The sequence below is a fragment of the Sporolactobacillus nakayamae genome (assembly GCF_900113325.1).
GTDB classification, from domain to species: domain Bacteria; phylum Bacillota; class Bacilli; order Bacillales; family Sporolactobacillaceae; genus Sporolactobacillus; species Sporolactobacillus nakayamae.
The window spans coordinates 58267-79635 of record NZ_FOOY01000016.1 but is presented as its reverse complement, the minus strand read 5'-3'; the positions used below and the strand labels follow the sequence as shown (position 1 = coordinate 79635).

19 protein-coding genes and 1 riboswitch are annotated in these 21369 nt (G+C 43.8%); of the genes, 5 read left to right on the top strand and 14 right to left on the bottom strand.

The annotated features are described in order from the left end of the window. Positions 1 to 372 precede the first annotated feature (372 nt). The 7 genes from BM003_RS11610 to BM003_RS11580 form a co-directional block, all read right to left on the bottom strand. Positions 373 to 1293 (bottom strand): RpnC/YadD family protein, encoded by a 921-nt coding sequence (locus tag BM003_RS11610; RefSeq protein ID WP_093673251.1) that lies wholly within the window; start codon positions 1291 to 1293, stop codon positions 373 to 375. A gap of 436 nt (positions 1294 to 1729) precedes the next feature. Beyond that, on the bottom strand, positions 1730 to 6145 hold the full coding sequence (locus BM003_RS11605) for a coiled-coil domain-containing protein (protein ID WP_093673249.1): 4416 nt from the start codon (positions 6143 to 6145) through the stop codon (positions 1730 to 1732). Continuing rightward, the gene (locus BM003_RS11600) at positions 6129 to 6872 is read right to left on the bottom strand and encodes a DUF6063 family protein (protein WP_093673247.1); all 744 of its coding nucleotides are present in this window, start codon (positions 6870 to 6872) and stop codon (positions 6129 to 6131) included. Before BM003_RS11600 ends, BM003_RS11605 begins: the two co-directional genes overlap by 17 nt. Then, positions 6859 to 8373 carry a replicative DNA helicase gene (locus tag BM003_RS11595; RefSeq protein WP_093673245.1) on the bottom strand — a complete coding sequence of 505 codons (1515 nt, stop codon included), beginning with the start codon at positions 8371 to 8373 and terminating at the stop codon, positions 6859 to 6861. Before BM003_RS11595 ends, BM003_RS11600 begins: the two co-directional genes overlap by 14 nt. Beyond that, positions 8343 to 9368 carry a Wadjet anti-phage system protein JetD domain-containing protein gene (locus BM003_RS11590; RefSeq protein ID WP_342742017.1) on the bottom strand — a complete coding sequence of 342 codons (1026 nt, stop codon included), beginning with the start codon at positions 9366 to 9368 and terminating at the stop codon, positions 8343 to 8345. The genes BM003_RS11595 and BM003_RS11590 overlap by 31 nt, the downstream gene beginning before the upstream one ends. 332 nt (positions 9369 to 9700) lie before the next feature. Continuing rightward, positions 9701 to 10741: a LacI family DNA-binding transcriptional regulator gene (locus tag BM003_RS11585; RefSeq protein ID WP_093673241.1), complete on the bottom strand. Its 1041-nt coding sequence runs from the start codon at positions 10739 to 10741 to the stop codon at positions 9701 to 9703. Positions 10742 to 11146: 405 nt separating this feature from the next. Beyond that, positions 11147 to 11878 carry an SDR family NAD(P)-dependent oxidoreductase gene (locus BM003_RS11580; RefSeq protein ID WP_177184767.1) on the bottom strand — a complete coding sequence of 244 codons (732 nt, stop codon included), beginning with the start codon at positions 11876 to 11878 and terminating at the stop codon, positions 11147 to 11149. A 114-nt stretch (positions 11879 to 11992) separates the two neighbouring features. On the opposite strand from BM003_RS11580, the gene BM003_RS11575 reads away from it, so the two are divergent. Then, complete coding sequence (locus BM003_RS11575; RefSeq protein WP_093673237.1) at positions 11993 to 12769, top strand: LysR family transcriptional regulator; 777 nt, start codon at positions 11993 to 11995, stop codon at positions 12767 to 12769. Between the two features lie 159 nt (positions 12770 to 12928). On the opposite strand, the gene BM003_RS11570 is transcribed toward BM003_RS11575, so the two are convergent. Next, entirely contained in the window at positions 12929 to 13693 is a 765-nt protein-coding gene (locus BM003_RS11570) for an HAAS domain-containing protein (protein ID WP_093673235.1), read from the bottom strand. Positions 13694 to 13695: 2 nt separating this feature from the next. After that, positions 13696 to 14019, bottom strand: a complete 324-nt coding sequence (locus tag BM003_RS11565) for a PadR family transcriptional regulator (RefSeq protein WP_093673233.1) — start codon at positions 14017 to 14019, stop codon at positions 13696 to 13698. Positions 14020 to 14251: 232 nt separating this feature from the next. Here BM003_RS11565 and BM003_RS11560 point away from each other — a divergent pair, with 232 nt between their 5' ends. The 4 genes from BM003_RS11560 (at position 14252) to BM003_RS11545 (ending at position 17069) form a co-directional block, all read left to right on the top strand. Further along, entirely contained in the window at positions 14252 to 15001 is a 750-nt protein-coding gene (locus BM003_RS11560; protein WP_093673231.1) for an NADPH-dependent oxidoreductase, read from the top strand. A gap of 18 nt (positions 15002 to 15019) precedes the next feature. Then, entirely contained in the window at positions 15020 to 15802 is a 783-nt protein-coding gene (locus BM003_RS11555; RefSeq protein WP_093673229.1) for a class I SAM-dependent methyltransferase, read from the top strand. 57 nt (positions 15803 to 15859) lie between these two features. Beyond that, on the top strand, positions 15860 to 16189 hold the full coding sequence (locus BM003_RS11550) for an antibiotic biosynthesis monooxygenase family protein (RefSeq protein WP_093673227.1): 330 nt from the start codon (positions 15860 to 15862) through the stop codon (positions 16187 to 16189). Between the two features lie 394 nt (positions 16190 to 16583). Next, positions 16584 to 17069 (top strand): DUF2628 domain-containing protein, encoded by a 486-nt coding sequence (locus tag BM003_RS11545; RefSeq protein WP_093673225.1) that lies wholly within the window; start codon positions 16584 to 16586, stop codon positions 17067 to 17069. A 53-nt stretch (positions 17070 to 17122) separates the two neighbouring features. Here BM003_RS11545 and BM003_RS11540 read toward each other — a convergent pair whose 3' ends face one another. From BM003_RS11540 to BM003_RS11525, 5 genes are all read right to left on the bottom strand, one after another. Beyond that, positions 17123 to 17581: a putative immunity protein gene (locus BM003_RS11540; RefSeq protein ID WP_093673224.1), complete on the bottom strand. Its 459-nt coding sequence runs from the start codon at positions 17579 to 17581 to the stop codon at positions 17123 to 17125. Positions 17582 to 17840: 259 nt separating this feature from the next. Next, positions 17841 to 18683, bottom strand: coding sequence for an alpha/beta fold hydrolase (locus tag BM003_RS11535; protein ID WP_177184765.1), 843 nt, complete (start codon positions 18681 to 18683; stop codon positions 17841 to 17843). Positions 18684 to 18813: 130 nt separating this feature from the next. Beyond that, positions 18814 to 18917: riboswitch (SAM riboswitch) on the bottom strand. A 672-nt stretch (positions 18918 to 19589) separates the two neighbouring features. After that, entirely contained in the window at positions 19590 to 19826 is a 237-nt protein-coding gene (locus tag BM003_RS17395; protein WP_143128460.1) for a hypothetical protein, read from the bottom strand. Positions 19827 to 19903: 77 nt separating this feature from the next. Further along, entirely contained in the window at positions 19904 to 20461 is a 558-nt protein-coding gene (locus BM003_RS11530) for a cysteine hydrolase family protein (protein WP_093673222.1), read from the bottom strand. A gap of 81 nt (positions 20462 to 20542) precedes the next feature. Then, a complete protein-coding gene (locus tag BM003_RS11525) occupies positions 20543 to 21205 on the bottom strand; it encodes a Crp/Fnr family transcriptional regulator (RefSeq protein ID WP_093673221.1) in 663 nt (220 codons plus the stop codon). Positions 21206 to 21369 lie beyond the last annotated feature (164 nt).

Genomic DNA, 21369 nt, shown 5'->3' with positions numbered 1-21369 from the left:
CTTTGAGTTGGTGATTCTATTTATATCAGACTTTTTAAAAAGTGTCAACTGTATTTTATACCCATTCACAAAATACAGTGCAGGTATGTTCGCTAAATACCACGTCATTGCAGAAGAAATTCAACTTCCCGTTAAACAACAAAACCCGATAAGCCCTAAAGCTTAAGGAAATTATCAATTATAAGAGTAAATAAAATTGTATCGACAAGAATTACCGTGGTTTTAATCGCTTAGCATCCAATCAGCTTTCTTAGACAGCAAAAAAATGGAACCTCGTGCTCCAAAACAATTCTTGGAACACGAGGTTCCATCTTCCCCTGTACTAGCAAATATGGCAGGCGGTCATTCATTGGGTGAACTCTATAATTCGGCTCATTCACCGGTGATTTCCATCGATTTAATCGCTACTTCACTCAATCCGGTTAGCTCGCTGATTTCAGCATGACTCATTCCTTTTTGCAACAGTTTTCGGACGAATTGTTCTTTTGCTTTTCGTTCTCCTTGTTCAATGCCTTGTTCAATTCCTTGTTCTATGCCTTGTTCTATGCCTTGTTCAATTCCCTCTTTTTTTCCGCGATCATAAAAAGAATTGGGCCACTTGAGCACTTCTTCACGAATTTCTTCCGGGAGTTTTTTTGCTTGGTCCATCAATTGATCCACCTCTTCCTTGTTTAATTGAAGATAGGTTTCGAAAAATCCATTGATCATGCTTTCACGTGCTTCTCCAAGATGCATTGTAATCATTTGCCTGATAAAAGCAAGTCGTACTTGCACACGTTCCCTTTTTGAGTAGTTCATCCTGCTCATTAGCGCGGCGGCGGCAGGATTATTGCTGTACATAAATTTTCGCCAGCTCATTCTGGAAAGTTCAAGTTTCAGAAAATGGAACTCGTTAACAACCATTAGATGCGGTACTTTTACCACAAATTCGTCCGGTTCATCTCTAACTCCATCATAACTGAAAATAGCGATGGGTAAAACAGGTTTTCGAAATTTCAGATAGATCATGCTGTAGTAGATGTACATCCGTTCGGAAAAATTATCTTGGTAATAATTCTGTGCTTCAAGATGGACAATCAGGATGACATCTTTATTGGATTTCAGCTTTGTTTCCGCGATAACATCTGCCCGTTTTTTGTCGCCTTCGACCATATCCGCAAACAGTTCCTCGGAAAGAAATTTCTTGTCGGAAAGATCAAGTGCCTGGTATATCTTTGGGAAGAAGGCTTCGAGAAATTCATCAAAAAACTCGTGAAGCAGGACTTTAAAGCGTCGATCGTGGTCTATAGACATAGGAAGCCTCCTTGCGGGGTATGTTTCGATCAAGAGGAATGTGTGAAGCAAATCAAGAAGAGAACAAATGGTCGTGTTTGCTATAAGTATACCTTATATCGAAAAAAAATACTTCAAGTATTTTAGAGAAAACAGTGCCACGGATGACGTTACCGAACACTCGGCATCGGTTGTGTCTTCAATCGAGCATAGGTACTGCATTCGAACCCTTCATAAAGGCGACCAGAGATCAATTCACCTGCTCGAGATACCGTTTACCTAAATCAACCAAAGTGGTTGTTGAGGATCCCGCTGCTTCATATAGCCAGGTTCTGTTTCTCCAGAAGTTTTAAAACGAGTTAACCAAAGATTTAGTTATCCACAAGTTGATATATGATCAATTCCTAACCAGCAAAAAAGAGCCCTGAATCAGGCTCTTCTTATCATTTTCACTTGTTCAATCAAATAATCCAAGCTGTTCGGTTTCGCCAAGCCGTTCGAGAACCTGGGGATCATGGTCTTCGAAGAAGGCTTTGCGGATCCATTTTTCCTTGGTCATGACTTGTTTGCCCGATCCGGACGAGCCCCTTAAGCGGCAGCTGTAAATCACTGGAAAGTAGTCTTGCAGGAATTTTCCTTCGGCAAGGGCTGTCAATGCAATAATCTGAAAGCCGAGTTGTTGCGCGACAAAGAATACCGGACTCAGCACGTGATCGCTGGATGCCTGTCCAAACGGGTTGTCGAGAATAACGGCACGGTGCAGCTTGGCACTTGATTGGATATGTTTCTTTTTCTCGGCGACATAATTGAGAATGCCTAAGAAAAGCGTCATATTCTTACTCCACTTCTCTCCTCCTGACCAGATATTGCTTTGTTCCCATGAGTACGCGCGCGTTGTTACTGTATTGTCATTGGCCACTTTGCGGCAGCTGACCTTCAGCACCTCATTGTCCATGACGATACGCAGCAGCTGTTTGGATTGGAGCCACATGTCCAGTTCCTTCCGAACCTTTCCGCTGTCCTGCCGACGCTCTTCGTCCAAGAAGCGCTCGTCTTCGAGCTGAGTCAAAATCCATTCGATGTAATTTCGGATTCGCGTTTTGCCTTCCTCTTCGTTCCAATCAGGAATTTTAAAGGCGTAGATCGGTTTCCAGTCGTCCTGTACCTTCACCTTGGTTTTCTTTGGAATCTGTCGCAATTCTTCGGCCAGCGTACGCAGATGCGTGTGAATCTGGTCGATGAAAAGTTGGAGATCCTTATCACTTTGGCGGATATGTTCATGCGCATAATGGGAAATGCTCTCAATGCGCGTTGCCATATTTTTCTTGAATTCAATGATGGCTTCGTAGCTCTGTTTCGTTTCAATGCCGCTGATTGCCATCTGCCGCAGCTTCACATCGGAAATATTCGCCCGACAAAACGCGCGGAATGCGCGCTGCGCGCTTGAGACCTCGCTCGCGCCTTCCGCAACGCGGCCTTGATTTTCCTTCAGGCTGTGCTTTGTCGCAGCAACAACTTTCTTGCGATTGTACGTAAAGTCAAGAATCTCCTCATTCGTCAAAGAAATCGGCGAAACATCCGGCGCTTTAAAATGATGCGCTTCCTCAAACATCTCAAGATTATACTTTGCAGACTCAATCGCTTTGCGATCCTGTTCAATTCGGACGGCTTCCTGATCAATATAAGTTTTTCGTTCATTCAAGTGTTTTATCTCTGCGGCCAGATCCTCTTCGACATTTCCGTCATAGGTATCAAAAGCAATCCGTTCTTCATTTGGATAACTTTTTTCAAACTGGATGACGAGCGTGTCCAGCTTTCCTTCTTGCTTATTTTTTTCAGTTTCCGCCTGCCGAACGTCATCGCCGCATGTTTTCTCTTCCTTGATCTGGGCGAAAATACGATCCTGCAGCGACTGAATCTGCTGCTTGCCGTCAACAGGAAACGCGCGCGATTCATCAATCGTTCCCTCGCTGCGGCGCAGCAGTTCCATTTCGTCCGTGAGCCGCTTTATATTTCGAACAGCTTCGTCACGTTTGGCGATCCATTCGCCTCGGGCCGTATCAATTTCGCGCAGCTTCAACCGTAAAATGTCAATCTTATCCTTAATTACTTTCTTGCTTTCATTGGTTGCAGCAGGTGTCAGCTCGCTCAACGATTGGTAGTCATCATCCTGGCGCAGCAACTGCAGTTGCAGCTTGATATCTGCCGCCCTGCGTTCAAGGGTCCCGCGCTCAGCATTCAATCGGTTCAGCTTTTGGTTCACCGCATCGAGTTCTTGCTCCACAAGCTGCAATTTTTCTTTTAGTTGCTGCTCAAGGCTGCGTCCCTCTGCAACCATTTTCTCAACACGAAGGTACTCATGACCCTTTTCAATATAGCGAGCCAGTCCATGCCGCTCCTCACGATATTGGTCGGTTTTTTCGCGGCCGTTGCTGATCTGGGCATCCAAATCATTGAGCATTTGTTCTTCACGTCGAAGCTCCAGGGCAAGCTGCTCATTCTTATTGGTCAGTTCGCCGAGCTTTGTTTTCTTTTCATCAGTTGATTCATAAGGATAGTCCATTAAAAATTGGCGGAACGCCCGGAGCGCATCCTTCCATTCAGCGAGCTCCTGCTCCTTTGCCACGCGGTCTGCGGTCACCTTTTCCGCCTCAATGCCAATTTGCTTCTTCCATTCAGCGAAGGTCACCGCGTCCGTGTTTCCTTGCCAATGACTCGGCGCCACCCATGAACGGACTGCACTCCGTTCATGCACCTCAAGCGCTTCTTCGGTTGTGAGCACCGTGATCGGATACTGAAGCCGATCGGCAACGTGGTTCAGTTTATCAACCACTCTCGGCTTATCTGTATTGGTGGTCACCAGCGTCAATGGCCAGAGCGGGTAACGCAGGCGGTTTTTGCGTTCCTCCTCACTCATCGACTGGAGATAGTCTACGCCGCTGACAAGATAATCAACTTGATTTTTCCACGAGAACAGCTGTTTTTCCATAAATGTGTCGCCGAAAAAGACGCTCTGGTCGGCATGGTCGTCGACAAACCGTCGCGCGATCCGCTCTTTGTGGAAAAGCGCTTCGCGATCCGCCGTGATTTGATTCATCTTCTCAAGCATCCGCTGTTCAATGGAATCCGGCTCAAGATAGACGGTTTCAAGCGCGGACCATTGACGGCGCAGCGCGGACAGCTGCTCAATCACTGCGCGCTGCGCTTTCTCCATCGCGGCAAGCTCGGCGCGCAGCCGATCCATTGCCCGATTGGTTTCAATACGATCCGTTTGTACAGCTGCTTTCCGCTCTTCAGCCTCTTTTTTATAAATCAGCGCTTCCTTCTCCTGCTGATTGAATTTGATAATTGTTTCATCAAGAAGCTGATCACGTTCCTGCCACTTAACCAGCTGTTCTTTAACCGTTTCTTGTTCCGGATTCGAAAGCAGTTCCCGTTTCAATTTTTCTAGTTGCTCAAGGCGCGTCTTCACAGCACCCTTGGTTTCCGACAGACGGGCAAGCAGCCCCTTTTCCTTGCCGGACGCATTCTTCTTTGTCTGCTCGTCCGCCTCAATCTGCTTAAGAATCGGCTGCAGCTGCCCGCCTAGTTCCTGCTCGATCTTCGCAAGTTCTGCCAGATCTCGCTCGTAGCAGCCGAGCAGTTCCCGCCGCGCCGTCTCCAGCTGATCACGAAGATTGCCGGCGTCGTCCTTCTGATCAAATTGTGCCAGCTGCTGCTCAAACAAACGTAGCGCGTCTTCCTGTTCCGTGCGTTCCTGCTTAGCTTTCGCCCATTTCAACGCATGAAGTTCATGCCTGTTTTGCTGCAACGCTTCCTGAATTCCTGTTTGTGCCGCGAGCGCCTTCTTATACTTACTTTCACGCGCGCTCAGTACCGATTGTTCAACAAAAATGGTATACGAATCCGACTTCAGCGCGTGAGCAGAGCTGTCCGCCTTCCATTCTTGCAGACTTGCGCTGTTTGCTTCCTGCGCTGCGATCTGCTTGCGATGCTCCAAAATAATCTCGTTCCATACGCCCTTCGCCCGCTGCTTCGCTTTCTCATAGTCCATTTGGTACTCATGCAGCGTCTCATAGGTTTCGCTGTATTTTTCCAGTTCGCCGCTGATCTGTTTATTTTCCTCAATCGTTTCTTTCAGTTTTTTGTAATTCTTCAAACTCGCCAGCTGTTGTTCAAACAAATCGGCGAAGAGGTGGCTGTCGTGACCGACAATCGAATCTTCCACGGTCGGAATCAGCAAGCGGTCGAACAGTTGATTGGTATTCTTACATTCATCAAAAAAGGCTTCGACGCCGCCTTCCGAGCTGTTGATTTTGACAATGCTTTCCCATTCGCTCGAAATAATGGTGTACTGTTCCTCGAGAAATGTCTTATATTCTTTAATCGTTTTGAAGGTTTGCGCGCTCAGCGTCTTCTCGCGCATGCCGGCGTAGTAGTCTTGCATTTCGCCGCGTTCGGCTGCCCGCTTACCCTCACGCGTCTCTCGGACAAAAGGAATGCCCTCGATTCCGTTTGGATCGTTTTCGTTGTATTCATAGACATAGCGCAGCGAATCCAAGCCATTTTTCACGGTGTAAAGCGAGACCGCCGTGACCACGTAGCGTCTCGGCCGCTCATTCGTGATCCATTCAATCGCGATGTGCGCCGGGGCATTTTCCAGCATCAGCGTATTTTTGATCTTGCGGTCGGCCAGATCGGTGTGCGGCAGAATCGCCTGCAGCGCAGTTTGAATGAATACCGTTTTCCCGCCGCCGTTCTCAATCAGAATCGCGCCGTTGTGCCCGTCAAAAAGGAACAACTCATCATTATAGCGTTTGTTTCCTTCTTCATAGATCACGTTCGTCAAGCGAATTTTACTGATCGTCGGCATGCTCTGCACCTCCTTCAAAGCCGTAAATGAATTCAAAAATCCCCTTATTGTATTCGACTTCCATAAAATAGCGTTGGATAATCGTCTTCGCCTTTTCCGTCAGCCGAATCTCCTCATTACCGATGTCCTGCACCAAGTCTTGATCAACCAAGAATCGTTTCACCGTATCAATAAAACTCATTCGGCTGATTGTATTGCCGCTCTGCTTTTTTGCCTGTTCCTTAATATCATCCATGTCGTCCCATTTCTGAATAATCAATCGCCAGTTATAGAAAAATTCATTTTCCAGCTGCTTGAGTTCATCCTCGTCATGCGTTTTGAGCTGATCAATCCGTTCCTGAATAAAACGGATCCATTCATCCATGCGCAAAAAAAGACGCGTCGGCTCCTGGCTTTGGTACGTGTCGTAGAAACTGCCGAACAGGATCAGTGTCGCGAAATAGAGCAGATAAAGATCTCCGTTCGTCGCCCCGCTGCGCAAATAGTTGCGCTTGATCCATTCGTTGCTGACATGGAATGGCGAGAGCTTCGTCTCCGGCACAAGAAACAGCTGCTCGCTTGTACTGATGATCACACAATCCACCTCATGGCTGAACGTATCAAGAAGACTTCGCAGCTCGTCATCCGCCCGATAACTTTGCACCGCGTCATCTCCCGCCACGCCATCGCGGGCGAGCACGGTATAAAGGCGAAATGCCTTGACAACTTTATGTTCAGAATAGTTCATTTTCTTCGCCCTCCAAATGGATTTGCAATTCTTGGATGGAAAATCGCTTGGATTTTCGAATCAGTCCTTTACCCTCACGCACATGCAGCGTTCGGTTTTCGAGTAGTGCGAGCGCTTCGTCAAGGATGGCATTACTTTCCTCATCCTCTGATTCGCCGTATCTGATTGGCGAGCGTTGATGAAGAATCAGCCAGAATTGGTAAAAATAGCGTCGTTCCAATAATTCCGCATGTTCATGTGCTTCAAGAAAATTCATGAACCGGGACAAATTTTGCCCCTGCCCTTGTTCATAGGCACTCAGAAAAAGACCCATGAGCTGTTTGTATTTTTCAGCCAGCGCGTGCCGGTAGGATTGATCCTCTTCATGCTCGTCCGCTTCAACAAATCCCTGATCATCGCGTTCCTCACGTTCTTCATTGATTTTTTGGTCGGCAAGGACCGTGAGCGGCGACCATGTTTCATTCTCTTCTACGTTAAGAAACGGTTGCAGGACTCCGATCATTGCTTCGGCAGGCAATGGCGTAGCCAGGATTTTCGCGGTAAGATCCTGATCAAAATTGAATGCTTGAATACCGGTGTAGTACAGGGATTCCTGAGCGGTAAGCAGCGTCGTATTTTTCAAATCTAGGGTTTGCTCCAAAAGCCGCGAATGATCATAGTGTACCGACTCCAGTTCGCGCGCGATCGTCAAAACCAAATCATAGGTACGGATCTCCCGCTTATGCACATCCTTTGCATACAGCCGATCACGTGTTTCCTTAACAAATTGGCGCAGCTCTTTGAATTCTTCGTCCTCACGTTTGAGCCGTCCATAGATATCTTCCAGCAGCTGCTTGTAGCGCTCAAAGGTCTCTTCCGACACAATACTGCGCTGAATTTCATGCTTCAGCCGCCCCATGCGCTCCTCAAGACTCTCGACATCGATCCGCATTTCATTAATCTGCCGCAGCGCGCCTTTGAACTCTCCCTTGTCCAGCTGTTTCCGAAGCATCAGCTGATTAATCGACAGTTGAAATTCACTGTAAAACTCCTTGGTGGCGAAAACGAGTTCGAGTCCATCCTCGTCCAAAGTGTAATATTGCGTGTTCGTTTTCAAGTCGAATGAGTTTGCCTTCAAGATCGAATAGTCAATGCTGTCCTCTTGATTTGTTTCCCAATTAAAAAAGATATAACGCCGTTTTTTCCCGGTTGTGGGACGGAAGGTTTGAATAATTGATCGGGCGATACGTTCATAATCGTTCTCATCCAACTGATACTGAGCCGCAATCACCTTTTCCAAAAAAGCGGCCAATTGTTTCGCCCCGGCCTTGTACTGGCGCATCAATTTCTGCTCAAAAAAGAAAAGTAGCGAAAGCAAACCCAGTCCCTTCATATCAACGTCATTCTTTTCGTGGTCCTGTTCGCGCTTGCGCTCCAGCTCATATAGTGGATCGAACAGAGCGAGCCGCCGCATCCGTTCCTTATAGCCGTTTACGATTTCGCGCAGATCAAGCTCTTCCAATCCGTTCCCCTCCATATATGTTGTAATTCTCTCGTCTTCAGAATTTCTTGCGGATAGTACTTTCCATCATGAAGCATCGTGCGTATTCGTTCTGCCTGTTGTTCTGAGAAACATGCAAGGAATTGATCCTCTGCAACGCTTCGAGATCGCTGATACGCTTTGCCAACGGCAGGGGCCTTTTTTAAGCAGGCTTGATAAAACGGTAATGCCGGTCGCGCTGCTTGTTTCTGATTAAGAGAGTACCAGATTGACAGTCCTTCCCTGTCCAAATCACCAAAGTACAAGAAATGATGCTTGGCGCTGATCGGATATTGCATGGGAAACTGCTCAATACTCTTAACAACTGCCTTGCCGCACCCATAAATCAGTGTCGCACAATCTGTCTCTTTTAATACCGGCAGAAGGCCTTGATAGGTTGTTTTATTTTCAACAATCAGATGATACTGTTCTTTTTCATTTAGTTTAAGCGGATTGATTGCGAACATTAAAGGATCTGAGACGGGGATAATAGTAAGGCGAGCATACAAACCAATTTTTTCTAATAGTTCCTTCCCGCCCTTCTCATCAATCCACTTCTCATCCTCAACCAATTCATAGCTTCGCTCCGGCGCAGGAACGAGGTCAGTCGGAAAACCATGTGTTTTGAGATAACGATCAATTTTGAGGAGATACGGGAGATGTTTTTCCCACAATGAAGGATCCGCGCGATAATACCCGTCAAGATTGATTGCCGTGTGCAGCTTAGCCCGATAGCGTTGAAGCTCTTTGTGGTAATTCCCGCTCAGCGCACTTTTATTGATTCGGTATTTGAGTGCGAGCGACGGTGTGCGTGTCGTCCGACCGGTGGATCGCACCATGATCAATACGTTCTCTTTTTCGAACTGAAGAATCCTGTCCGCGAATGTTTCATAGGTCTGAAAAAACGGCGTGAGCAGTTTCTCAAGCTCGCCTAACTCAATGGTTTTCTTTGAAAATTCTGTTAAACGCTTTGTCACTTCATCCAATCACGCGCACCTCCGCTCACAGTTCGCTTATAGTCTCATTATACTTAACTTTCGATGTATTTGCGGCATAGTTTTTAAGCCAACGGGGATTTTACCAGGTGAACGTGGTATTTATGAATGAACACCTGAACTGCGGAGGTTCGGATTTCCTGATCTTATCGGCCTGTTTCCGGAGTTTATCGGTCCGTTTGAAGAATTTATCGGTCCGTTTGCGCGTTTTATCGGTCCGTTTCCGGAGTTTATCGGTCTCTTTATACGTTTTATCGGCCTGTTTAATTCTCTAGCAATCACAGATGGATCCATACCCATTTTTCTGCGAGCATCTATTCATTCTCCAAGCTCCTTGTACTTTCCTGAATGATCAGCTTCGTCTTGAGTTTGATGTTTGCAATCTGCGCTTTTGGTTGATGGATTTCCTGCATTAAATAGTAAATGGTCAACTGAGCCTTTTCTTTCACGTTCTGTTCAACCGTTGTTAGCTTTGGCCGGGATTGCTCCGAAAAAATATTATGATCAAATCCGGTAATCGACATGTCCTCTGGAATCCGAAAATGATTATCTTGCAGCAAATTCAACGCGTCAACGGCTAAGTAATCAGAAGTAAAAACGAGTGCTGTATAGGATTTAAATCGTGTTTTTATTAATTGAGTTAAATAGTCATGACGTTCATGAACTTTATAAGGAAGTCCAAAGAAATCTTTTTCTTGATCGAATTTAATACCGGCATCCGCCATTGCCTGATTAAAACCACTAAGTCTCTGCTCATCAACACCAATTAACTGATTTCCATCAGCACAAAACCCAATGTTCTTATGCCCTAAATGAATTAAATAGTTAGTCACATCATAACAACCTTCATAATCTTGCAAACCGACGTTGATAAATCCTTTTTTCATTACAGGCTCGTCAACATACGTATCAATAAAAGCAATCGGCATCTGCGCGACCTGACTAAATTTTTCCGCATCAGCAGGTAAAGCCCCCAGGATAACAAGGCCTTCAATTTTCCACGCTGAGGCTAGATTGAGGCTTTCTTGAACACTCCCAGATGTGTACAGCATCATATAGTAGCCATTCATCCGTATCTGCTCCTCTAAATACCCAATAATTTGGTTGTAAAAAGGATCAGACACAACGTTAACTTCAGAACGTCGCGAATAATTTAAAATCACGCCAATGATTTTCGAACCATTTTGAGATAGAATTCTGCCACTCATATTGGAAACGTAATTTGCTTGATTCAGTGCCTCTTTTACCTTCTTGTAATTTTCTTCTGATACCTTATTCTTCCGTCCATGAATCACATTCGAAACCGTTGTCGGACTAACGCCAACCATTTCGGCTATTTTTTTGATAGTTACCATAGGGAACTCCTTTTGTCAGTATGGTTTTTTGGCTGCCTTTCGCAGCTTATAACCAATTTATTTGATGCTACAGCCTATCAATACTTTTGAACGAATTCAAATATTAGATATCTTTCTGTTATTTTACCATGGTTTGAGCAAAATTTTTCTTCTCCAAAAAAGGAGTAATGAATCACAAAATCTATTGAACTACTACTTGTAGTAAGCCCATTGTTGCCTAACCATATCCGTATATACGTCCTTTTTAAGTGATTGACGCATTCTTATTCATAAGTCTTTTATGTTCCGCTGCTCTCTACAAATTGAAATAAAATGGAAAGCTCACCCGGTAATAAAAGTTAAAAGCAGCACCCTAACGAACGGTGCTGCTTTATTTTGTATCATTGACCTTCTGAGAGGCGGTCGTCACATTGTCTGTCCATTGTCTACAGTAATTATTTGTCCTGTGAGCGACTTTTGTACAAGAGCGTAGCAAATGGATTCAGCAATATCCTCAGGAATAGCTATTCTTTTTAAAAGAATACGTCCTGCCAATTCTTCCATCTTTTCCTCATTACCTTTCCACCACCTTGTTTTCACAGCACCGGGTACAATACTATTGATTCTGACTTTCGGGGCTAGTGAAAATGCCAATGACTTGGTTAATCCATGAACTGCTGATTTTGTCACTGCATAGGGGACTGAGGAACCTAATCCAGTAGTCCCTGCCACGCTTCCGACATTAACAATTGCGGCATCTTTGCTCTTCTTTAAATAAGGAACTGCCTCTTTAATGCAATGAAACGTTCCTTTAACATTCACATCCCAAAGTTTATCCCAAACCTCGTCAGTTGCTCCCTCAAGATTATCCATTGCTAATTGATGCGTAATTCCAGCATTGTTTACGAGATAATCGAGTTTCCCAAATTTTTCAATACACGCAAGAATCATTTCTTTGACTTGTATCTCATCGCTAATATCCGCCTGATACAAGAGCCCTTCATTTGTTAATTGATCGTACGTTTCTCGCGCTTCCTTAAATGACTTTGAATAGTTCACAACCACTTTTGCACCGGAAGAAGAAAGTTTGATGCAGGTTGCTCGCCCAATTCCGGTTCCGCCTCCGGTAACTAATACGACTTTATCTTGAAACACGATCTTCTCACCTCATTCTATTATCTACAAGATAAGGTTACATGAATAAAATTCCTCTGTATAATGGTTAATAATCATGTTTGCTATCAATATAAATAATGACAAGAGGTAAAAAACATGGAATTTAATGATTTAGTCATTTTCAAAGAAGTCTATCAAAGCGGTTCTTTTTCAAAAGCAGCCGTTAATCTTGGCTATGTTCAACCAAATATTTCTCATCGAATTAAAAGTATTGAACGTCAATTGGGGCTCAAACTATTTGAGCGGACAAATAAAGGGATAAAAGCACTTCCAGCAGCAGATCAACTCTATGTTCATTCCCAAAAAATCCTTACAGACTACCACAATATGATTGAAGATTTATCAAAATATAAAATGATACGAATTGGAGCGACACCAACTCTGGTCTATTCCGTTATTCCTTTGTTTACAAAGCGCTTGAAGGATTCAGGTTATAGTGATGTATTTAATTCTACACATGCAACTTCTGAATTATTTCAGCAGTTGGAGCAAGACAAATTGGATTGTATCTGGACCAATCGTGAATTTAATAAAAACAAATACAAATCGTTACTCCATGTACGCGAAGAACTTTTTATCCTCAGCAATTGTGACTGGCATTCATTGAGTGAAGTTAATCTTGTTGTTAGCAGCGATACAAGTTGTCCTTATCGAAAAGAACTTATTAAAATTATGGAAGATAGAGATTATAATCTCGTTGCCTTTGATAACCTTGGCTCTATTTTAAATAGCATCAAAACGATTCAGAACAGCATCACGCTCCTGCCCAAGGCAATGGTCAACACTGTCGATCATACGCTGCATGTGACATTTATAGAAAAGTACGCGGAAATTGATTTACTTGCAAAAAAAGAGACTCTCTTAATGATCTAGAGAGAATCCTCAAATACTGATAGAAACAATGATTTCTAAGAAGCAACACCTGAAAAACCGGGTGCTGTTTCTATGGCAAAATACCTTGAAAAGGTGAGAGAAGTACAAATCTGAAACAGCGTTATATGAAAAATGCCGGATCGGTTACCCTTATCAAGCTCAGAGAATCTTTGTTTCTTTTTTTCGCTCCCTCTTAAACACGATAAAGATGTAGATACCTAATCCCAGAAAAGTAATCACAGTACTCAGGACAGTTTTTGATGTTTCCTGCATGCCTGTTTGATTTAAAACGAGTTCCGGAGAAAGTGATAAGAACGGAATAATAATTGACACCCATGTTTTTGCCCATATCGCGATGCCAATTAAAAAGAGGCATGCAAGTGCTACAGCGAGAATTCGCCATACTAACCCTAAATGAATCATAGGCGAATCAACCGCACGATCTAAATAGGTTAATGCGACAAGAAGAATGATAGGCGTTAGGCTGCCTCCATAAAAAAGCAGTCCCTCGCTTATCTTCGAGAGCTTGCTGCTTGCAACATATTTAAAAAGAACAATAATGAGACCTAGTCCTATTAGCGTAATCACGATATCTCCAACTGCCTCCAGCAATGAATAGGAAAACACGCCCTCTACCGCTTTATTTAATATATTGTAGCAAATGAGCCCGATCAAAATGAGTGGTACATAAATCAGCAAGTTTTTGTAGTCAAATGGCATTTCGCCGGCTAATTGCTCCATATATGCCTTGGGTGACTGACCAATAATATCTTGGACGCTTTTTCCGTGTTTTTCGGCTTCGTACAAATGATCTTCCAGCTCTCCGACAATTTCCTCGGTTTCCTCTTCTTTTTTTCCACTAGATAGTAAGTAGATGCGCAAATTTTGCAGAAATTCACGCCTTTCCTTTAAAAGAGCAGCCATGTTCAATCATCCTCCATAAGTTGATTTACACTATCTGAAATTACCCTCCACTTTTGTTTGAAGGAATCCAATTCTTCCTTGCCCTGTTCAGTCAGAGAATAATATTTTCGCTTTGGCCCACCTGAAGGCAGCTTCTTTGAGCGCGTCGTGACAAGCCCTTCTTTTCTCATTCGGATTAACAAAGGATAAATGCTCCCCTCACTAACCATCGTGAACCCATAAGTACTCAGCTTTTCAATCATTTCATAGCCATAAATTTCACCTTTAGAAATAACGGACAGCAAACACCCCTCTAAAATTCCTTTAAGAATTTGGCTAGAAGACAATGCATTCACCTCTTCATCACGAATGACTATATTGTATTGCAACATAGAAGAACAAAAAAATATGAAACTACGTCGTTTCACAACTATGTTGTTATACAACATACCATCTTTTTAAGTTTTATTCAAGAGCTTCGAATCGAACCCGTTCTTATAAATCAAAGTCGCACCGTGCTATAATCGGTACATAGATGAACACTTGAAAAATCCACCTTTAGAGGAGCAGATACGTCCCATGAACGAAACACTTAAGACCCTTTTGAACCACCGCAGCATTCGAAGCTTCACGAAACAGCATATCCCGCAGGAACAAGTCAATCTGCTCATCAGTGCTGCCCAGCATGCAGCGACAAGCAACTTTTTTCAGCAATACTCCATTATCGGTGTGACCGACCCGGAAAAGAAAAAAGCATTGGCTGAGATTGGCAACCAGCATTACATAGCAGAAGCAGACCGTCTTTTTGTACTTGTCATCGACATGCACCGCAATGCGAAGATTGCCGAAGCAAAAGAACAGCCGACCGACGTCCTGAGCTCTACGGATTTCTTTTTCAGAGCATTCAGCGACACGGTCATTGCGGCACAAAATATAGTCGCAGCAGCCGAAAGTCTGGGACTTGGCACCGTATACCTCGGCAGTATTCTGAATGATCCTCAGGCCGTGATTGATCTTTTAAAATTGCCAAAGTTCACCTTTCCGGCCTTCGGAATCGCAATTGGCTACCCGGATCAATCGCCACAGCTTAAGCCGCGTCTGCCTAAGGAAGCCGTCTATTTTGAAAACGAGTACCAGTCACCTCAACATCCGCTGGAAGAATTAGAGAACTATGACCATGACGTGAATCAGTATTACGATCTGCGCGATGCCAACCGCCGTGTGGATACTTTTACCAATCAAATTGCCAAAGCCGTTTCCGGCAAACAATCGGAAGCAAAGAAGAGAATGTTGGAGACATTAAGAAGTCAGGGGCTTGTAAAGTATTAAATAGAAAGAGGAAACTATATGGGGTCAAAACCCGTCTACAAAACATGGATCAGAAAACATAAGTTAATTACATTTTTAGCCATCAGTGTTTGTCTTATTGCTGCCGCTTTTTGTCCCATAAACCTGTATATACGTATTTTGTCGGGGCTGTTCGCACTTCCGTTTTGCTATATTTCCTTTATCGTTTCCTACACGTACTATCAATTTGCAACGTTTGGGAATAATTTTCAATCGATCATCCATGATTTGATTTTACAAAAATTAAAATGGGATGGAGAGGGGAAATTACTCGATATCGGTACAGGAAGCGGCTCCCTTACCATCAAAGGAGCGAAAGCATTTCCAAAGGGGCAATTTGTAGGAATTGATTATTGGGGCAGCAACTGGGAATATTCGCAAAAGTTATGTGCGCGTAATGCTGAAATTGAAGGCGTTTCGGATCGAATTGTATTCATTAAGGCGAGTGCGTCGAAGCTTCCGTTTTTAGATAATGCATTTCAATCAGTTATTAGTTGCTTGACGTTTCATGAAGTTAAGGATGAAAAAAATAAAATTCTGCTTCTAAAAGAGGCTATCAGAGTCTTAGATTCAGACGGTGTTTTCGTTTTTATGGATTTATTTATGGACAATAAGACATACGGAAACTATAGTGACTTTTTAACCGAAGTGAAGAAACTCGGGGTTTCTGAATTCAAGGCGGTTAAACTCAGTGATTTGATAAAATTGCCTCGTGTCCTTCAAAGTAAGAAAGCTTTGGGGAATGCAGTGCTTTTAATTGGGAGAAAAGGCTCAGCCGTCTGATTTTTTAATAAATGATCTAAAAGAGCCAATAGATACTTTAGAAAGAGGCGAGTGCAGATGTCTTTCGCAAAAACACCTACCCCACCTTATTACGCAGTTATTTTCACCTCAAAACGAACTGAGGTTGAGGAAAAAGAATACGGCATTGTCGCCGATCGAATGGTTGCGCTTGCTAGAGAACAGCCTGGATTCCTTGGTGTCGAAAGTGCGCGGGAGGAACAGGGCATCGGCATAACCGTTTCGTACTGGTCCTCACTCGACGCCACCAAGCAGTGGAAAAAGAACGCAGAGCACCAAATGGCTCAGGAAAAAGGCAAACGTGACTGGTACGAATCGTTCGTCACGCGAATCAGCAAGGTCGAACGGGATTACACATTTAAGTGCTGATTACAAAAGTGCGCAGGGTGCCGGTGGCTTTGCGTTCAGGACACATGCGCATTTAGCGAAAGTTACTCCATCTCACTTCTGCTCCCTGATTATGTAACGAGTAAAATAAGCGGAGATTTTCCGGTTATATGCATCATCGCGCTTGTTTTACAGGTACATAAGGGTAATTTTTCCGGTTATACACAGAAAAGCCCGCCATTTTCACGTTTTTCGATTCGATAAGCGGAATTTCTCCGTCTATTTAAGCTATTTTTTCGTTCATTTTCTAAATAAGGGTAATTTTTCCGTCTATTTATCAGATTGGGCGCTTAATCAGATCGCCCAACCGATAAGTGCTGATTAGAAACGCACGCAGACTATCCAATCTTCCATCTATTAAGGGGGTGTTTTATTAATGGCTGAATGGGGCACCCATTATCTGGATTTAAGTGAAGAAACACGTCAAGAATTGTTGCTCTATCTTGGCAAGAATGACGAAACCTATGAGAAACGGTGGACGAAAATGAGTGAAAAACGCCATTTTTTCTCGTGGAATTGGTCGGCGTTCTTTGCTTTCACTTTTTGGTCCGCACACCGAAAAATGTATTACTTGTCCTACGGATATTTAATACTCTCTACACTTTTCGGCTTACTCTTCAGCAGTATACCTGATCTTGCTAATCTGTTTTTTAGCCTTCTCATTGGCGTTTTGTTCGCTTTATTTAGCAACTATTTTTGCTTCGTAAACGCCTTGACAGCGATTAAAAAATTGAAAACAGAAACTCCGGATCGCAGCGACCGCATTCACTACCTTCAAACTCATCCCGGATATAGTTGGCCCGCATTTTGGATCTATTTGCTCGTTGATATTGCTGTAACGGTTGCTACAAGCTTTATTTGACTCCAGGTCCTAATCATTTTTTCTCGTTTGCAGCTGTGGTTTAAGATCAGATGCTAAATTCCCTTGTTAATCAAAATCGCAAGCTCGTGCAGGCGGTCATATTGCCAAGCACGCTCTTTCTCGACCGCTTCCTGTTCACTGTCCGCAACATAAAATACGCTTTTTGCAGCATAGGTAGACGCATGGATCGCGTGACCAAACATGTACGCAGTCGCAGCAGCTTGGCCTGCCGCTCGAGCAGCGGCGATGGCTGCAGCTCCTGTTGCTTCGCGCGCCGCGGCATCTGCCGCAAAAGCGGCTTTTCGCGCTTCATCGACGCTGATTCTGCCCCTTGCCCACAGACGAGCCGCTGCAATCGCTTGCCGAGGCCGCTCATCTTGAGGACGTTCCTGTTCAAAATACCGGATGACGTGATCGGAGCAAACAGCCGCCCATAATGCTGCTGTCTGTTGTTTTACCAATTCTAGCTTTGCATCAATTTCTTTTTTACGCTCTGTGTCCACAAATTTCATCGACAAATCCGCTCCTTTCCCTTAAACAAACATTTATATGCATCTTATGTTCCCTTTTTTACCCTTTCATCGTTCTTAACGAGATACATATAGAGTACCCTACTGGTCAGCGAAAATAGTCAAAGAAAAACGTCCACTTTAATCTTGTGGACGTTTTTATAGTTGTAGGCACTCAAGAAGACAAAATATTTTATAGGTTCTCCATTTACCTGTTTTTCGGAACTTGATGTGCTTTATACTATTCTTCCTGTTATCTCTTTTATGATTTTTGTAAAACAGTATCTGAAAGTTGGTGTTTGTTAAGGAATTGATCGAGAATTTCATTAAACCGATCCGCGTATTCCCAAAATAACAGATGATTGCCAAACGAATGCACGTCACTATTTGGAAATTCTTTTTGTATATAAGGCGTAGCGGCATCTGCGCGCGCGGATGAAGTAAATGTTAACGAGGGCACTGTTTCATCAATCGTTTTTGCCGCTGCTTTTTTGTCTGTAAGCCAGCCGTCGACATAGAGCGCATCGGCAATTTGATGCGGAATGCGCAAGCTTGGCGCTGTAAATCGACTCTTTTCTTCAGCAGTAATCGCGTGGTCGAATAGGAGATTTTCAGCAAATGAATCAATAAACTGACGATAATGTTCGGCAGAATCCAGAGAATGATTGTGGACGGCTATGAGGTCTTCAAGTGTCCCAGCTACCCACTCATCAGAATCCGAGCTAAGGGTCCGCGGGGATACATCAATGGTGACAGCAGCCGAAATGTTTTGAGTTCCAAATTGTTCCACATAAGACCATAAGGTTAGACCACCAAACGACCAACCGGCCAACACGACATTTTTTAAATCAAGGTGATCGATCAGTTTTCCAAGATCCGCTCCCTGCACATCGTACGTATTTCTGTTTACGCTGATCGTTGATTTTCCATGATTTCGCGGATCTACCGCAATCACTCGATAACGCGTGGAGAAGTAAGCAATCTGTTTTTCAAATACATCAATACTGAATGTCCAACCCGGAATAAAAATGAGCGGCCGTCCACTCCCTTCATCACGATAGTGCAACTCAATACCTGGCTCTACTTCAAAATAGTGTTCTGCCATGTTCATTCACCCTTTTTCGTTTTTTAATCACCCTTAATTTTTCTCGGACTAGCTCAGATGACTATTTATCCATTTATTGAGGCAAATAAAAAAGAGATTTCCCGTGTTCAGAAAACCTCTTTACAGGTTCTGTTTATCTGCCGGGATTACCGCTGGATTTAGCACAGTACCTCTTTGCAAGGTCCGCTGCTGAGGGATCATCAGGCCAGATCCTTTACCCTCTCTGGATAAACAAACATATAACCAAGTATTTAGGTGTGATTTATTGTATTATAGCACTATTCCCACCTGTGTCAATAAGAAAAACCGGGCACAGAGCGGGCGATCCTTACTTTCGCGTTGCGTACAGGACATACGCGTGCTTAGCGAAATTTCCTTACATACGAAAGTTCATTTGCTCCAAATACCATTTTGAATCATCAACCTTGTCTTGAACAGACATTTCTAGTTCACACTGGTAGGAAAGTATAAGAAAACATTTAAAGGAAACGAGTGTAAGCGGTCCGAAAAAACGCCGCGTCCTGCGGCTCACCGGACACTAGGCCGTCCATGGCCGTCGCAACTAAGGCTTCGCCTTCGCCAGGGGCTTGGCGAAGCCAAGTTTTCTAATAAATCATTTCGATCCTTAATTCAGTATCGCGGGGGAAAATAAGCGGAGATTTTCCGGTTATTTGCACCATAGAGCTTGTTTTGCAGGTAAATAAGGGTAATTTTTCCGGTTATGCACTGCAAAACCCGCTATTTTCACGTTTTTCGATTCGATAAGCGGAATTTCTCCGTCTATTTAGGGAATTTTTTCATTAATTTTCTAATTAAGCGGAATTTTTCCGTTTATTTATCAGATTTGACGCTTAACCTGATCGCCCAACCGATAAGTTCGGATTGGGAATCAGCCTCTTATGACGCTTATCGTCGTACCAGCGGGACAAAATCATAAGTTTTTTTACTTGTAAGAAAAATCGAGCGAAAAGTGCCCGGTCCTCTGCTGTCAATCTGTATGGAGCTTTGATCCATCAACCTTGTGACTTGAACGAGCGTCGCTTCAGCTGCTCGCTTGCCGTGGCGATCTGGGAGCCTTCTCAAGCAGACGCATGCCAGCGGTATCTCCCCTGGCGCGCGATTCTTTCTTTCGTTCATTCTCATCAAATGAACACACCAAAATGAGGGATAGCGTCAATGCTATCCCTCCTGCATTGCCTATTCGATTCAAATGACCCACATTAACGATAGTTGTTATGCGTCGGTTGAAACACGTCCTCGTCTGAATTCCGTACCAGCGAGAAATGGTCGTCATTGTCGTAACCGTTCAGCACTCGATTGTGATGTTGGATAATCTGCGCCGCAGATAATATCGGAGTATCCGCAGTCGAGTGGGCATCGCCGACCAGTGTCACATCAAAGCCGTTGACCGTAGCCATTCGAACGGCGGTATCAATACAATATTCGGTCTTACATCCTACAATAACGAGATGTTCACTACCACGCTCCTGAAGGAATTTTAATAAAGGTGTGTGATAAAAAGAACTTGTTGCGCTTTTATTAAAAATCTCAGCATCATCCGGTATATGAATTGCCGGGTGAACCTGGAATCCTTCTCCTTCACCGCCGGATACACTGGTGTCGCGGACAAAAACTATGGGAATATCCAATCCCACAGCTTTTTCGATTACAAGATTGATTTTCCGAAGCAACTCTTCTTTATTATATACGCCGCGCTCCTGTGAATCACCCTCAATCAGCGTCAGTTGTGAGTCAATAACAAGTAAAGCCTGGTTCATCAGCAGCACTCCTTTACCGTTTGCAGCATAACTAGTTGCCAAGTTATTGATTAAAGTATAACAGATTTGTATTGAAGCTGATCAACACTTATCGAGATCAATGTAAATTTTGCCCCGACCGGCGGATTTAGCGCGCTTCTCACGATAGAGGCGGTTCAATAAACGGCTGACGGTTTCCGGTGTGACACCAATATATCCCGCCATATCCTGTTCCGTCATCATAGCCGAGATAAGGACCCAGCCGTCCGTCGCCCGGACACCTGACTGCTGAGCGAGCCGCTTCAATAGCGAAACCAGTTGAACGAGGGCCGGCTCAAGAACCGAATCAGAGTATCGGTTCATCAGCTCCTGACTTTTCTTAGCGAAAAATTGTGTAAGTTGACGTTCGATTGAAGGAAAGCAATTCATCAGTTCATGCATCTTCTCCCGTCTGATCATAAAAAGCGTACACGGTGTAATCGTCTCGCCATTCGCAGGATACCGATTTTCTTCATCAACCAAACCGGTATGCGGAAACAGGTCACCACAAGAGAACAGACTTGCGATCCACTTCTTCCCATCCCTATTTTGATGATAGGCATGGATCAATCCGTCCACAACAAAGAAATAATGAGTCAATATTTCTCCTTGGACAAACACTGCCTCTTTAGCACGGTATTGTTTCATGATCCCCATTGCTTCCACTTGCTTCAGTTCATCATCCTTAAGATTTTGAAACCAGCCGATTGCCTTTAGTTCAGACATCGAACCTCTTCCTTTCCGTCATTTTTCATCACTATTCCATCCGTAGATAGACTTTTTCTATACAGTCAGTCGAAACTTGATCTCGATCATGTTCAAATTGATTCGAAACACTATATAGTATAGATGATAGCAGTTCTCAATTAAAGTAAACTTAAACGTATTTA